General features: G+C 35.7%; 18 protein-coding genes. 11 read left to right on the top strand and 7 right to left on the bottom strand.

The genetic code is table 11. From position 1 onward, the window contains the following. Position 1 precedes the first annotated feature (1 nt). From LNP81_RS18350 to LNP81_RS18300, 11 genes are all read left to right on the top strand, one after another. On the top strand, positions 2-1591 hold the full coding sequence (locus LNP81_RS18350; RefSeq protein WP_230038350.1) for an MFS transporter: 1590 nt from the start codon (positions 2-4) through the stop codon (positions 1589-1591). A 39-nt stretch (positions 1592-1630) separates the two neighbouring features. Continuing rightward, the gene (locus LNP81_RS18345; protein ID WP_230038348.1) at positions 1631-2569 is read left to right on the top strand and encodes a hypothetical protein; all 939 of its coding nucleotides are present in this window, start codon (positions 1631-1633) and stop codon (positions 2567-2569) included. 159 nt (positions 2570-2728) lie between these two features. Continuing rightward, the gene (locus tag LNP81_RS18340) at positions 2729-3022 is read left to right on the top strand and encodes a hypothetical protein (RefSeq protein ID WP_056205478.1); all 294 of its coding nucleotides are present in this window, start codon (positions 2729-2731) and stop codon (positions 3020-3022) included. A 63-nt stretch (positions 3023-3085) separates the two neighbouring features. Further along, a complete protein-coding gene (locus LNP81_RS18335; protein ID WP_056205480.1) occupies positions 3086-3571 on the top strand; it encodes a hypothetical protein in 486 nt (161 codons plus the stop codon). Between the two features lie 86 nt (positions 3572-3657). Then, complete coding sequence (locus LNP81_RS18330) at positions 3658-4041, top strand: hypothetical protein (protein ID WP_056205483.1); 384 nt, start codon at positions 3658-3660, stop codon at positions 4039-4041. Positions 4042-4130: 89 nt separating this feature from the next. Beyond that, positions 4131-4793, top strand: a complete 663-nt coding sequence (locus tag LNP81_RS18325; RefSeq protein WP_056205486.1) for a sigma-70 family RNA polymerase sigma factor — start codon at positions 4131-4133, stop codon at positions 4791-4793. Positions 4794-5007: 214 nt separating this feature from the next. Further along, on the top strand, positions 5008-5697 hold the full coding sequence (locus tag LNP81_RS18320; RefSeq protein ID WP_230038346.1) for an SMUG2 DNA glycosylase family protein: 690 nt from the start codon (positions 5008-5010) through the stop codon (positions 5695-5697). A gap of 1 nt (position 5698) precedes the next feature. Then, complete coding sequence (locus tag LNP81_RS18315; RefSeq protein WP_230038344.1) at positions 5699-6235, top strand: DUF488 domain-containing protein; 537 nt, start codon at positions 5699-5701, stop codon at positions 6233-6235. A 184-nt stretch (positions 6236-6419) separates the two neighbouring features. Beyond that, entirely contained in the window at positions 6420-7685 is a 1266-nt protein-coding gene (locus LNP81_RS18310; RefSeq protein WP_056205492.1) for a chloride channel protein, read from the top strand. 293 nt (positions 7686-7978) lie between these two features. Further along, positions 7979-8314, top strand: coding sequence for a hypothetical protein (locus LNP81_RS18305; RefSeq protein ID WP_056205494.1), 336 nt, complete (start codon positions 7979-7981; stop codon positions 8312-8314). A gap of 39 nt (positions 8315-8353) precedes the next feature. Continuing rightward, positions 8354-8872, top strand: a complete 519-nt coding sequence (locus tag LNP81_RS18300; protein ID WP_128414839.1) for a hypothetical protein — start codon at positions 8354-8356, stop codon at positions 8870-8872. 829 nt (positions 8873-9701) lie between these two features. Here LNP81_RS18300 and LNP81_RS18295 read toward each other — a convergent pair. The 7 genes from LNP81_RS18295 to LNP81_RS18270 form a co-directional block, all read right to left on the bottom strand. Next, the gene (locus tag LNP81_RS18295) at positions 9702-10655 is read right to left on the bottom strand and encodes an alpha/beta hydrolase family protein (RefSeq protein WP_230038342.1); all 954 of its coding nucleotides are present in this window, start codon (positions 10653-10655) and stop codon (positions 9702-9704) included. A 215-nt stretch (positions 10656-10870) separates the two neighbouring features. Then, complete coding sequence (locus tag LNP81_RS18290) at positions 10871-11785, bottom strand: helix-turn-helix domain-containing protein (RefSeq protein ID WP_230038340.1); 915 nt, start codon at positions 11783-11785, stop codon at positions 10871-10873. 44 nt (positions 11786-11829) lie between these two features. Further along, on the bottom strand, positions 11830-11949 hold the full coding sequence (locus LNP81_RS27565) for a hypothetical protein (protein ID WP_487318661.1): 120 nt from the start codon (positions 11947-11949) through the stop codon (positions 11830-11832). A 493-nt stretch (positions 11950-12442) separates the two neighbouring features. Further along, complete coding sequence (locus tag LNP81_RS18285) at positions 12443-12691, bottom strand: hypothetical protein (protein ID WP_230038338.1); 249 nt, start codon at positions 12689-12691, stop codon at positions 12443-12445. A 103-nt stretch (positions 12692-12794) separates the two neighbouring features. Beyond that, positions 12795-13001 (bottom strand): exodeoxyribonuclease VII small subunit, encoded by a 207-nt coding sequence (xseB, locus tag LNP81_RS18280; RefSeq protein ID WP_230038336.1) that lies wholly within the window; start codon positions 12999-13001, stop codon positions 12795-12797. Continuing rightward, positions 12979-14373: an exodeoxyribonuclease VII large subunit gene (gene xseA / locus LNP81_RS18275; RefSeq protein WP_230038334.1), complete on the bottom strand. Its 1395-nt coding sequence runs from the start codon at positions 14371-14373 to the stop codon at positions 12979-12981. The genes xseB and xseA overlap by 23 nt, the downstream gene beginning before the upstream one ends. 79 nt (positions 14374-14452) lie before the next feature. After that, complete coding sequence (locus LNP81_RS18270) at positions 14453-14878, bottom strand: response regulator (RefSeq protein WP_230038332.1); 426 nt, start codon at positions 14876-14878, stop codon at positions 14453-14455. Positions 14879-15022 lie beyond the last annotated feature (144 nt).

Here is a 15022-nt window from a genome sequence, read left to right as displayed (position 1 = left end):
AATGCTTCCAAAAGGTTTTTTATTTAAAAAGTGGGTTCCGGAGTGGTTGATTAAAATAACGCTCTTTATTGTATTGCTCCCTAGTTTGGTTTTGTTTTTTTTGCCCATGGCAAATATCAATGCCGCAGCAGGGAACACAGGAAGTGAAACCTATGATGTCTATTTTTCAGTCTCTTTATTTTATGCTGGTTATGTTAGTTTTTTTTCTCTGGAAAGGCGATTTTTTAAATTTCTGGCAGCAAAAGAATACTTTATCGTAATAACAATTATTCAGATAATAAGCTCCTATATCTGCTATAGTACAAAAGAGATAACTGTTTTATTTATTTTCCGATTTATTCAGGGAATGGCCTTTACAATGACTGTGAATTTATCATTAGCACTTATTTATGCGCGTTTAAGAACAGAACGGGCACGTGTTATAGGGTACTCTATATTTTTTGGAATGCTGGTTTGCATGATTCCATTTAATAATTTTATAACTGCTGAAATCATTGATTCATTTGATTTTAATATAGTATATAAATGTGCAATGTTTTCGTATTTGCCCAGTCTTATAGCACTGCTCTTATTTATGAACAATGTCAGGCTGGACGTTAAATTTCCTTTATATCAATTGGATTGGGCTAGTTTTACATTTTATGCCATTTCAATTTGCCTTATAGGTTATATAATGGTTTATGGTCAAGAATATTATTGGCTGGAGGATCAGCGTATTTTTTGGAGTGTAATATCGATCTTCATTTTTGGTGGACTTTTCATTCTTAGACAATCCAGGTTAAAACGCCCTTATTTCGATTTAGAGGTTTTTAAATATAGGAATTTTAAAATTGGAGCGTTGATAATTGTCATTTTTTATGTCTGTCGTTTTGCTTTTTCAATAACCACAACCTACTTTTTGACTGTTTTAAAGTTAGATCCGATTCATGTTGGTCAGATCACGTTAATTAATGTTTTTGGAATCATAATTGGTGTAATTATTTCAGGTGTTTTTGTTCTGCAGCATCGTCCGATACGTTTGTTATGGATCTATGGTTTCTCTTTATTGTTATTGTATCATGCGTGGATGATCTTTCTTTTTACCACGCAAGCCAATGAGAATAACTTTTATATACCACTTTTGATTCAGGGATTAGGTGTTGGGACCTTAATGACACCTTCTATAATTTTTATGGTCTCCTCGGTGCCCGAAAGGTTAAGTGTAACATCAGCAGGAATGTGTTTGTTTATGAGATGCTTAGGTTTTTATGTTAGTATCGGTTTAATGAATTACTTTGACTTATATGCTAAAAGCAAACACTTTAATACTTTTCAGGATAAAATTTCCAATCTTAACCCTGTCGCCCTGCAATCTGTAAGTAATATTAAAAACATATTGATCCAGGACGGAGCAACATCCGCTTATGCTGCAAAAGCAACTAATAAGGTATTAATTAATACAATTAGTGCCCAAAATCATATCAGATACGCTGTTGATTATTATGAGATGATTTGTGCAGTTATTATTATATCCCTTATTGTCATTGCTTTATTTCCCTATATAAACCGTACCGTGTTAACGCTGTCTAAAAATCAGCCTTCACCATTTTAAAATTAATTGACCTCAAATTATAATCTTAAATTTATTATCATGTGGACTATCTACAGTATTGGCTTTTTAACTATACTTTCTTGCATCATTTATAATACCGTTAGAAAAAAAAAGTCACAAGTAACCTCAAAGTTTTCTATACTAATCCACTTATTGCTAAAGTTAGATAAAAAACTAGTCGTCGAAAATGGCAGTAATGATGAAATAACGTTATTCTCTTCGAATATTAGAGGTTCTATTGCCATTTTTCTTGCCCAATACTCCGGTATAATTTCCGTCATTATAGAATCTAGCACTATCGAAAACACAAGTCAAAAAAAAGAATGGATTTTTTTAGATAACATAAATCAACACCTCATTTTTAATCATATACTAAATGATCTTAAAAATTTAAATAATAGTGGTTTTGATCATCAAATATTAAAAAGATTAGTTGATAAAAGTAACCATTCCATACAGAGAATTATTTTGTCAAATGGTTATTCTCCTTACAATGTCGCGCAATCTTTATTTGTTATTGCTTTTTCCGAGGTAGAAAAAATAAATGATTTTCAAAAAATCAGCCAGAAAGGGTCTTTTGAAGTGCTCTTTTTTAATTGTGTAGTGGCGCTCCAGAAAAGTGACAGCAAGCAACAGAATGAATTATGGGATCAATTGTTTGCCTTATTGATTTTTTATCTTGAGAATCATAATTTAATGAATCAAATTAAAGATCTGGAAAAACTTTTAGCAGACAGATTAGCTTTATATGGTGAACAAATACAACAAATAAAATTGGACCCTGATTATAATTATAATTTGCTTTATGACTATTTCTTTTTAAGACCCTTAAGCCTGCATTCTAAAATTAAATCAAAAGTAATACAAACTTCAAGTTTGTCTAGAACGATGCAAAGTGCTGGATTTTCAAAAATAGTTCTGGTTATGATCGCAGATCTAGAAGAAAAGCTGCCAATCCTACAGAGTTTAATTTTTTAACTGATAAATTTTTACTCTTTAATCTATCGGGTCAAATGTTTGCTTACACTAGCCACTTTGTAATATCGCTAAAAACCAATACAGCTTAAATGATTATCTTTAGGATACATTCAAATAAACTTTACATATAATATTAAAGACATGAAAATCTGATAAAAAATGAACCCATATACAAATTTGACAGAAGCTTTAGAAGGTCTAATATGTCAAGGATATAATATAAGCTTTATAGCTAAAAAAAATTTTATAAATGCCAGAAATCATAATTGCAAAATTAATTACAATGAGATTGTGGTTAATTATGCTTACCATTTTTGGGATCCCGACCCTAAATTAGACGCTATCCTTTATGGCTTTTACTCGAAAAAACATTGTATCAAAGGATTGATTATAATAAGTTGCTCAATGTTATTAGAAATTGATTCGCAGGAAATAGAAAAACAAGAACGATAGTAGCTTTAGGGATTTATAAATTCCATAGAATTTATTATCTGTCACTCTTTACTTTAAATAATAATGAATTTAGAAAAAAAACTAATAAAGGAAGAAAATCTAAAAAACTTAGAAACATTACTTAGTTCGTTACATAGAGATAATCAGCTGTCATTAGAGTTATGCCGAGCAATTCGTGAAGGAATTAGACAGAAAATTGTTCCTGAAAGGATTAAAAATTATGCAGATTGGTATTATAGCAATGAATTAGCATTGCATTTCGAAATAGAAAAAGAATATATTTTTCCACTATTAGGACTGGAAAATCAATTAGTAAAAAAAAGCTTAACGCTACATCGACGATTAAAAAAACATTTTACAAAAAATATTGAAATCGAAAAGTCATTAAGCCGAATTGAAGAAGATCTGGAGATATTAATACGCTTGGAAGAGAAAAATATTTTTACTTCAATCAGAAATATTGTACCATCAAATCAAATTATATTGAACTTAAAAGATTTTTCCCGTGAATTAAATAACGAGGAATGGAATGATTTTTTTTGGCGATAAAAATATTTGGTTATTTTTCATTTTTTTGTAACCTTTTGGAATGTCATTTCCTCTACTTCTAAATAAACAATTAAATTTAAAAGAAAATGGAAACAAACAATTTACGATTGAGGCTTGCGCCAACTTTCAATTTATTAAAGATAACATTTGGTATCGTGCCAATTGTTGCAGGTCTGGATAAATTCGTTAATTTATTGACAACATGGGAAAACTATCTTAATCCGGGAGTTGCAGCTATTATTCCTTTTTCTCCACACACTTTTATGATTCTTGTTGGAATAATTGAGATTGTTGCAGGAATAATAGTTTTGACTAAACCAGCAATTGGAGGTTACATTGTGGCTGCTTGGCTAACACTCATTGGATTGACCTTACTGTTTAGTGGTACATATCTCGATGTGGCTGTAAGGGATTTCGTAATGGCTATAGGTGCATTTTCACTGGCTAAAATCGCACGAATAGTTTCTTAAATTAAATACTATATTGAGTTTACAACTTTACTTCTTTTTGTAAACTCAATATTTTTTAAATTATATCTCAGTATTTACTGTACCCGGACATGAAAATAAAAGAACAATATTCTGACGCTGATATTATAACCAAGATCATTAATGGGGAATTTGGATTATTTGAAATATTGATTAGAAGATACAATCCTTATCTCTATAAAATAGGCAGGTCATACAACTATAATCATGAAGACACTCAGGATTTAATGCAAGAGACCTTTATTGCTGTTTATTTTAATTTACAAAAATTTGAAAATCGAGCCCTTTTCAAAACATGGATAATCAAAATAATGCTAAACAGTTGTTATAAAAAGAAACAGAAGTTCAGTTTCAAAAATGAGGTTTCAAAAGATATAAATAATAATGACGTGCCAATGTTTTCAGATCACCAACATACTGATACAAATAAGATTGTAATGAATAGGGAACTAGGAAACATTATTGAATCATCATTGAATCAAATTCCAATAGAGTATCGAATGGTTTTTTCTTTAAGGGAAATTAATGGACTAAATGTTTCAGAAACGGCTGATGCTTTAAATATTAGTGAATCTAATGTTAAAGTAAGGTTGAATAGAGCTAAAACGATGTTGCGAAAAGAGATTGAAAAATCATATTCACCAAATGATATTTTTGAATTTAACTTAATATATTGCGACGCAATAGTAAACAGGGTAATGAATAATATTAAGCTTGGAAGTAATGGGAATTAAAGCAGGTTGCGATATGAAATTAATGACCTGAAAATATTTACTTGAACAGCTGTTTCAGAAGCTTTTGTTGAAATAAATCTAGTTTTTTTATTAATTACTTGGTAAAAAAGGTTGAAAAGATTTGTCTGCAAAAGGCAAGTCATTGCAAATACTTTCAAATTAAACGATCCTGAACTTGATACCGTAAGAATTGAAGATATAGAATTAAACAATTATGTCCAAAACCGTTGCTGATAAAATCATTGATTTCAATACTAATTTACAATATTCAGGTCCGCTGCCTGAATATTTTAAAGTACTAAACCCTTATGTAGACAATCCTGAAACTATCTTGGTAATGCAGCAGTTTTATAATAAATATTACAACGATTTACAATCAAGAAAATTCATTATCGGAATTAACCCGAGTCGCCATGGCGCTGGAGTAACCGGTATTCCATTTACAGATACCAAAAGGTTGGAAAATGTTTGTGGCATTAAAATGCAATCAGCAAAAACACACGAAATATCATCTGTTTTTATGTATGAAATGATTGCTGAATATGGCGAGGTCAAAGATTTCTATCAAGATTTTTATATCAATTCGCCATTTCCTTTAGCTATTATTCGTAAAACCAAAGAAGGCAAATGGCTAAATGCCAATTACTACGATGACCTAAGGCTCTTTGAAATGGTCAAGGGTTTTATGATTCTTTCCTTAAAAAATCACATAAGTTTAGGGCTGGATACTTCTGAGGTTTTCGTGCTTGGAAAGAAAAATGCCAATTTTATCCAAAAGATCAACAAAGAGGAAAATTTATTTGATAGGATAACAGTCCTTGAGCACCCGCGCTATATTCAGCAATACAAATCCAAAGAAAAGCAATTGTATATAGACAAATATATTCTAACATTAAATAAATAGATTGAAACAATTAGCTAAACATACACTTTACACTATAGGACATTCAACTCATAGTTTAACAGAGTTTTTGGAAATATTGCATTCGTTCAATATTAAAATTCTTGCTGATATCAGAAGTATACCAGGTTCTCGTAAATTTCCTCAATTCAATCAGGATAATTTAAAAATAGCCGCGGAAAAGGCCGGAATATACTATATTCATTTGCCCAGTTTGGGCGGTAGACGAAAAGCTGAAAAAAACACAAAAAATACCCGTTGGGAAAATCCTTCTTTCAGGGGCTATGCTGATTACATGGAATCTGATGAATTTAAAAATGGCATTGAAGATCTAAAACACATTGCCATAGAAAACAATACTGTTATTATGTGTTCTGAAGCACTTTGGTGGCGATGTCACCGTTCCATGATATCTGATTATCTAAAAGCGAAACATTGGGCAGTATTACATATTATGGAGATAGGAAAAACTCAGGAACATAGGTATACCTCCCCTGCAAGAATTGTTCACGATTGTGTATTCTATTCTGATGAAAATTAACTCGTACTAAAAATCTATTATTTAAAAGCTAAATCTTTTTAGTTGTCGACAAAGTGATTTGCTATAGTAAACTTTAAAGCAATTCATGAGTATTTTATTTAAAAATAAAAAAACAAAAAATTACAACTTACCCTTTTAATCATTTAATTTTGTTATTCTATGAACACACTATCAATCTACTAAAATGGAAAGACAAAAGATAATTAATCGAAACTATTTTAAACTTATATTGATCTCTTTTATTGTTGGACTATGCGGGGCATTGCTAGCATTTTCACTAAAGAAATTAACTGAATTTTTTGAAAAGTATCTATTTAATGCTGTTAGTAATTATTCTATAGCGATCATATTATTTCCTACAATTGGAATTACAGCTATTTACTTTTTGAGAAAATATGTATTTAAAAATAGAAAAAACAAAGGAATAACTGAAATCTATAAAACACTAGACCAGCGCAAAGATCACTTACCTTTATTCAAAATACCTTCTCATTACATTAATGGTTTTCTAACCGTAATATTTGGAGGTTCAACCGGTGTGGAAGTATCGACGGTCGTGGCTACGGCAACTATTGGAAACCTTGCTTACAAAAAGAATTTAATAGCAAAAATATACAAAAGGGAATTAATTTGCGCTGGGGTAACTGCAGGAGTTGCCATTTTATTTTGCAGTCCTTTGGCTGGTTGGTTATTTGCTATGGAAGTTATTGCAAGAAAAATAAGCAAAACACTTGTTATTGCTTGTACTTCTTCAGCATTAGTAAGCTACTTGTTTATTTATTTTTTTGACAACAGACCTTTGCTTTTATATACCGTTGTAGATTGGAATTGGAATGCCATTCCTTTTTTTATTGTCTTAAGTCTTTTGGCAGCCATACTAGCGGTCTATTTCACACTTTTAGTTACTCGGATAAAAGGTCTTTTTGCAACTATCACAAACAATTTTATACGTGTGAATTTAGGGGCTTTGATTGTCGGATTATTAATTTACTTTTTTCCAAGCCTATATGGCGACAGTTACGATGCACTTCGTGAGATACTACACGAATCAATAACGACACCAAACATTTCAATTCTCTTCTTATTAATTATTGCAATTTTAAAGCCTTTAGCCGCATCTCTAACACTTGGTGCGGGCGGCGATGGAGGTGTATTTGCGCCAAGTATCGTTTCTGGAGCATTTCTAGGACTCTTTATTGCTTTTATTGGCAATAATTATTTTGGAGCTAATTTAATTCCATTAAACTTTGCGTTAGTGGGGGCAGCTGCTACATTATCTGCTTCACTTTTTGCCCCCCTCACTTCTTTAGTCCTTATATGTAATTTACTGCCAAACGGATATTTATTGTTTGTTCCTATTTTATTGGGAAGCATAATTTCATATTTGTTTTCAAAAAAACTTTTACCATATAATGTTTATTCATATGATTTTTATTTGACAACGAAATAACAGTCACTAAGTAATAAGTTAAGATATACAATGAAGTTTCTTTACTTGATGATCAACGTTATAGAGGACAGACAACGCTTCTAACTCTTCTTTTGGAATATATCCTAAAACTTCTTCTAGTTTCATAAGCCCTTTTAGAACTCAAATATAATAATTTAGAGGTTTCGAACACTTATACCGCCAGGGACAGGCTATCATCGAACACACTATTCTAAGTGTCCGATACTTGCTGGATATCATAACCAAAGAAGAATACGATCTGGAAATGGAAAAAAATAAACACTCTTGAGGATATGGGATCCTTTTTTCAAATCGAAAAAGCTTTTGAAGAACTTTCATCAAACGGGGTCAAGCCTTCTGTTTCCATAGTACAGTTTTACGATTCAATGACCAAAATTATTGAAAATAAAAAAAGCGGGATTGTACGCATTGTAGCCTATAATAAAATTATGGATGCTGAGTCTGTAATCCTGCATCATGATCTGGTGATGAATTTCGCCTATTTTATCGGTCGTGCAGGAGCACCCCTTTCAAAGCAGGGCATATCTGGAATCTGGAACTTGAAAAAAAGTTCCTGTAACGCCTTAATGATATTGCTGGCTATGCCGATAAATGCGGCTATCATATAGGGGTAGGAAACCTGACATTAACATCCGTAAAATGGAATTATGAAAAAAGCATTCCATACTCATTACCTCTCCTGCTGGACTAGAAGAAATTTTGATTTGCTGGAGCCAGTTAATAAAAAGATGGTAGAAATGCTGGCCAAACTATGCAGCTCACTTGACCAGCTGGCCCAAGTATACGGAGCAAATGAATACATCGAAAATATGATTTCCTGCATGGTATTAAAATTTCAGATCCAGCATTTTTCAAGACATTTTGAAGTTGCCAGTCAAACGAAAGAAAAAATATTAGAGGTCATAAATTCATACGGATTTCAGGGATTGAAAAAGGAATATCATCCCATCTTTAATAATGGCACCGCACATGAGAAGTTTATTGAAAAATATACCCTTCATATTAATAGGATTCAAGATTTTGCAACAGCAAATGGAATTGACTGTTACCAAATGCTTACTGAGGAGCAGGTTAATTCTAAAATTGAATGGTCAATAAAAGTTCTTAAACTTGACTTCTCCATACTTCCTGACATAGATATCCAAGAGAACAATAGTAAAAATTGATATAACCAAAAAAGTATCTAATCGCGGGAGACCTCAAAAAAACTTCTTTTAAGATACTCAAATAGATCACCGCTACAGCCCTAGCCCCGATTGCTTCGCCAGTTCGCTTCGCTCGTGTGCAGTGGAAATCCTTTTGTGCCGTTGTTCGGCACAAAAGATTGGAACGTATAGCGGGAAAAAGCTCCAAAAAAATAATAATATAAACCCTAAAAATAATTTTACATACAAGCCTGACAACAAAGCACAACCCGGACAAGCAAGGCAATACCGCCCAACCTGCCCCCGCCACCCCTTTAAAAAAAACAACAGCAATAATCTAATTCAAAAAATAAAACAAAAAATCCCCATACAACCAAAAATTACCACAAGGCCCACCGTAATTCCCAAAATCCGATCAAAGACCCCAAAACCGCAGCCAAAAACACCCAGCCCCTATCACCCGCAGAACCCTTATAAGAAACCCCAAAGCGACCCCAAAGACATAACCGGGAAGTACATAGAAAAGGACCTTATAGAGAATGACCTTTCGGAGGGGTCTGAAACCGATATGGATACCCAAAAGAGCGATGAGGCTCAAAATGATCCCTTTGAAACCATTGAACCCGAAAAGGATAATCCGGTAAAGAAGGAATTCGAAATTGGGCAGCTTGGCAATGAGAGCTTCAGGAAGATGAAAGCACACGGGATGAAACGGATGGGGCACCGGGCTATGCCAAACCTTCCCAGCAAAAATTTTAATGCATTGATCGTGAAGAAAAATAAAAAAGGTACTGCCCTATTGCTGGCAGTACCTTTGATTCATAAACAATCCAGCGTATGGATTCCAGTATTATTTGTTGTCGATGCGCGCTTTTGCATCAGGATCGTTCTGAAAATCCTTTTGCAATTCTGCCCAGCTCTTATCACTCGGATCCATTGCCGAGCGGATGTATGCCAGAATAGATTCACAGAGAAAGGCGACAAGCTGCGGGCTTTCATCTGTGGTTTCCGCCACATCCCATCCCGAAATGCCCCCGTAGATATGTTCGGCGCCAAATACGGTAAGCAGGCTTGACTGTACCGGACTTTGATAGTAGGGATCGGCGCGCCAGTTCTCAACGTTTGAAAAATTCAGGTTAATGTCCCTGTCGCCATTGATTACAAGTGTGGGCAGCGACATAGATGTGTAGTTGATCCCTTTTAAGACCGGATAATGGGTTAGGGCAAAATCACCATTAAGGCCTTCTGGTCCTCCGGGTGCCCCTATCATTACAAGGGCTTTGAGCCTTGTTTCGGACAAACTTATTGTTTCACCCAGAGTATCGGTAACTTCCGCGCCTGCAAGCATTCCCACAGTAAGCGCGCCAAGGGAATGGCCAATAGCCGATACCTGCGATTTGTCGGCGCGGTGCTCCAGGCCCGGAACTCTGGCCAGGATATGGTCCAGGTTGTCCAGGATAAAATGGATGTCTTTGGCCCTTGATTTCAAAAACAAACCTCCTTCAGGGCCTGTAGTGTCAAGACCTAAGAGCTTGGCATCAGGGTGGGTTGGCTGAATTACAATGAAGCCTTTGGAAGAGAAGAACTCGGTCAGGGGTGCTAGTCCCCTTAATGAGGAAAGATAAGTCGAGGCGCCATGCCCATGTGACAGGATTACGATAGGAAGATTGTTCCCGCTGACAGGTGCCGATACTTTTAGGTGCATATCTGCCGGCCTGCCAGAAACAGGCATTACAATTGGGCTGTACGTGATAACGGGATTGGAGCTGAGTCCGATAACTGAAATTTGATCTTGATTTTTCATCGTGTAAATGTTTTAGTTTAACAATACACAAAGGTTGATAGATAACCGCTGCCGCACGTAGCCAAATTGAGGACTTGCGTAGTCAAAACGAGAATGGATATTTAGACAATTCAAGCTGAATTCAAATTGCTATAAAAGCAAAAGAGAAACTAAATTCCAACTTGGAATTTAGTTTCTCTTTTATAACGCTGGCAGTGCCAACTACTGTCTTGCCACTAATTGAATGAATGCCTGAAATCGACAGGCGACAGTTTGGTCTTGGTCTTAAAGAGTTTGCTAAAAGATTGCGGATGCTCAAAACCCAGCTGATAGGCAATTTCTGAAATCGTTAGATCTGTCCCAGACAATAACTCCTTGGCCTTTTGAATCATTTTAGTATGTATGTGCTGCTGGGCATTCTGGCCTGTTAGCAAGCGCAGCATATCGCTGAGATAGCTCGGTGACAAGTGTAAAAGCCCTGCAATATAATGAACTGTCGGGATACCCTCAGTAGCTGTCCTTTGATTGTTAAAGTAATCCTCCAGTATGGCTTCGAGTTTTTCGAGCAAACTATTGTTTACAGCTTTTCTTGTAATGAACTGGCGTTTGTAGAAACGGTTACAGTAATTGAGCAATAATTCGAGCTGTGAAATAATTACATCCTGGCTGAAATCGTCAATACGGCTTTCCAGTTCCTCGAGAATAATGCCGAAAATAGAAAGGATGGTAGTTTTTTCCCTGTCCGATAAATGTAATGCCTCATTGGCCGAATAGGAAAAATAGCCATAGTCCTTTATCTTTTTTGCCAAAGGGTAGGTTAATAAAAAATCAGGATGGACCAGCAGCACATATCCGGATTTTTTAGTTTCATCCGGACTTTCAAACAACTGGTTTGGGGCCGTAAAAATCAAGCCGCCCTCACTGAAGTCATAATGATTCTGACCATACCGAACCTGGGATGCGATATTGGTTTTGTAGGCAATTTTATAGTAATTGAGCACCATCATTTCAGGCAGCGCGTCCGGCAATACATTTACATCATCAAGATTGATCATGCTTATCATCGGGTGTAATGGCCTTGGAAGCCCAAGAGCCCTGTGGAAGTCATGGAGGGAGTCAATTTTGCGGTGGGTAGTTTCTTGCTTTTTCATCGCTTAAATTTAAATAAAAATAATTAATAACAGGTACAGTGAATCTATTGTTTCTCCAGCCATTTTTTAAATAAACCGGTATAAATTGGCATTATAACATAGGTCATCAGGGGAACCAGGATTGCTGAGAGTATTAGTGTACGGAAGAGTAATGGGACCTGCATCAATACATCATCAAAAAATAAGACACGATGTTCATTACCGGATAAATAGCCAGCCAGGATAAAAATGCTGTTTTGTATGTTAACGTATTTTTCATTTCTTAAAATTTTATACTGCAAATGTCATTAACTGAGATTTGCAGCATGAAGTGTAAATGAGGAATTTGTTAGCCAAAATGATGATAATGCAGGGAAGCTGGTTTTGTATGTGGAATGATTTTGGGCAATTCCGAAAACAGAGCTTCATGTAGTCCCAAACCAGCTGTAATACCGGAACATTTTGCGATACTTCCCGATAGCAGTGGAAATCCTTTTGTGCCGGGTTTCGGCACAAAAGATTGAAACGAATAGCGGGAAAAGCTCCTAAAAAATAATATTTAATAGTCCTCAATGCTTTTTTAATAGCACAAACAAAATCAAAAAGTGCCCTTATCATTTAAAAGGACACTTTTTTATACTTTTTTTAAAGGTCCCTAAAAATTAAAGCAGACAATAATTAACTAAAAATAGATATGCTGTCCTCAAGCTGTTCCCTTGCAATAAATGCTGTAATAAATTCACGTACTTCACTGTCAGTCCCACTCTCAATATCAAAAGAATTGATATGAAACTCCTCATCCTGATCCAAAATGTGTATGATCTCGGTGTAGCCCTTTGAGATCAGGCTTCCTTTTAATTTGATAATGTTCGACTGCTGCCTGCCGTCCAGCTCTTTTCGAACCTTCAGTTTCATCCCCTTTTCCATTGCAATTATTTTAAATAATACTTGTGCTGTTCGGCATCAAAAATAAAATTATTTACTGAATTCTAATTCGGTATTCTATAAAATAAATCGATACTGTCATTCATTAGTTTTCAGGATTCTCCATCCTGCCGATGATTTTATTCACTTCCTCTTCTGTGTTTTTAAGCTTGGCCTGGCAGAACTCAATAAGCTCCGAGGCCCTTTTGACTTTTGCAGCCAACACGTCAACTGATATTTCTTCGCTTTCTATTTCTTTTGAAATGGCTGTCAGCTCGGACTTTGCCGCCTCATAGGTGAGTTTCTCTTCCATCATATTGTATTTTTTCTTTAACAATGCTTTTTAGTTTTGCGTCTTTCAGTATTACTTCTATCTCGTGGCCTGCCTCTATATTATCGGCGCTGCTGATAATTTTTCCACCCGACTTCACAATCGCATAGCCTTTTCGAAGGATGTTTTGCGGGGACATCAGCTGGATGCTTTTCTGGTGGTATTCCAAAGTGAGCTTCTCATGGCGAAGATAGTCAACTGCTGCATTCTGTATACTGTTTTTTATATTCCCCAACTCATTTTTTTTCTGCTGAAACAGCATGCTCGTCCCCTGTGTGAGCTGATGAACAGTTAACATAAGTTTCTTTTGATGCCCGTAGAGAACCCTCCTGGAACTGCTTGTAATTCGATCGTTGGTTCGCGTCAGCTCTTCCCCGTGCAGCTGTACCAGTTCCCTTGCGCTGCGGGAAATGGCGTTTTTGAGCTCGCTTAATTCTTTGTAATGGACATGAAAAAGCTGCTGTGATTTGATTACGATATTTTGCTGAAGCGCGAGTATCCGAAGTTCAAAACTTCGGTTATGGGCAATGATAAACTCAGCGGCCTTGGTGGGTGTCTTGGTATGGGTATGGGCCATCAGGTCTGCTATACTGACATTTTTCTGGTGTCCGATCCCGGTTATCACCGGAATGGGAAACTTAGCCACTGCCCTTCCGATATTGTAGTTGTCAAAGATCAAAAAATCAGACTGGGACCCGCCGCCCCTGTTAATCACAACGGCATCATATGGAATTCCGGTATTATAAATCTCGATGAGTTTATTCAAGAACAGTTTGGCATTGTTATCTCCCTGCACAACGGTATAATAATCATCAATCTGGAAAACGTAACCGAAATCATTATGCAGCATGGTGTGGCGGAAATCCTCATTCCCTGCCGAGCTGCTCGACGAGATTACAGCCACTCTCTGAATTACTGCCGGAAGTTTAAGCCGGTTGTTAAACGTCAAATAACCATCCCCCACTTTCTGGATATAATCATTTTCTTTCACCAGACGCTCCAGGGTGGCATTTCGCTGCTGCTCGAGTATGCCCAGCATAAAATTGCTGTCAATATCCAAAACGCTCACAGACAATCCGTACAGAGGATGATAATCCACGCTTACCTGCACCAGGACGTGAAGGTTATTGGTAAAGGCCTGTCCCGTATTTTTTTCAAACTCCTCAATACGAACGGCTCCCCCGCCCCACGACTTGCCAAGCATTTTTGCTGTTATGGCATTGCCGTTTTGGGCTTTTTCCACCAGCTCAAAATAATGGATCTTTTTATCGGCTTTATAGGAATGATTGGTGATATCGGCCAGTACCCAAAAACGCTGCCCTTCAAAACGCGCACTAATCGTGTCATGAATCATGTCATTAAGCACTGAGAGTCTGATATACTGCCGGGGTTCCATTGATCGGGATTTCATGTGTATGGCTAAACCACTATAGTTATTTTACGTAATTTGGTGAAACGCAACTTTGCCAATATTCTACAATATTTTTGATCATTACCACCATTTGATTGAAATCAAACGGTTTTATAAAAAATCCCCGAACCGATTTTGAGTACGCTTCCACTACATGCTGCTGTTCTGCAGCTGTCGAAAAAAACAGAAATGGAATAGATTTCATCCTTAGGTCTTCATTTTCATGAACTTTAGACCGCAGTTCGATTCCATTTAATTTTGGCATATTTATATCAGAGAAAATTATAAAGGGCTCAATGCTTGTTTCTGTAAGATATTGGAGGGCCTGTTCGCCATCTGCGAAAAAAATTATTTCATTTGGATATTGAAGTTTATCAAATGCCTGACCTAAAAATTCCTGGTCATCGATGTCGTCTTCTATAATTACTATAGGCCCTCTCTTGTTCATATTCTTTATTATTAATCTTTGAATGCAAGATAATAAAAAAATTAATTGTTAGTGGATTCATAAAATGTATCGAAAACTAATATTTCAACTCCTTGGTGACAGCAGCGCTTTCTGGCAATTATCCCGGTAAACCCTACTATTATA

Source organism: Flavobacterium piscisymbiosum (genome assembly GCF_020905295.1).
GTDB lineage: Bacteria > Bacteroidota > Bacteroidia > Flavobacteriales > Flavobacteriaceae > Flavobacterium > Flavobacterium piscisymbiosum.
Note: the sequence above shows the minus strand (reverse complement) of the source record. Positions and strands in the feature narration are given on the sequence as shown.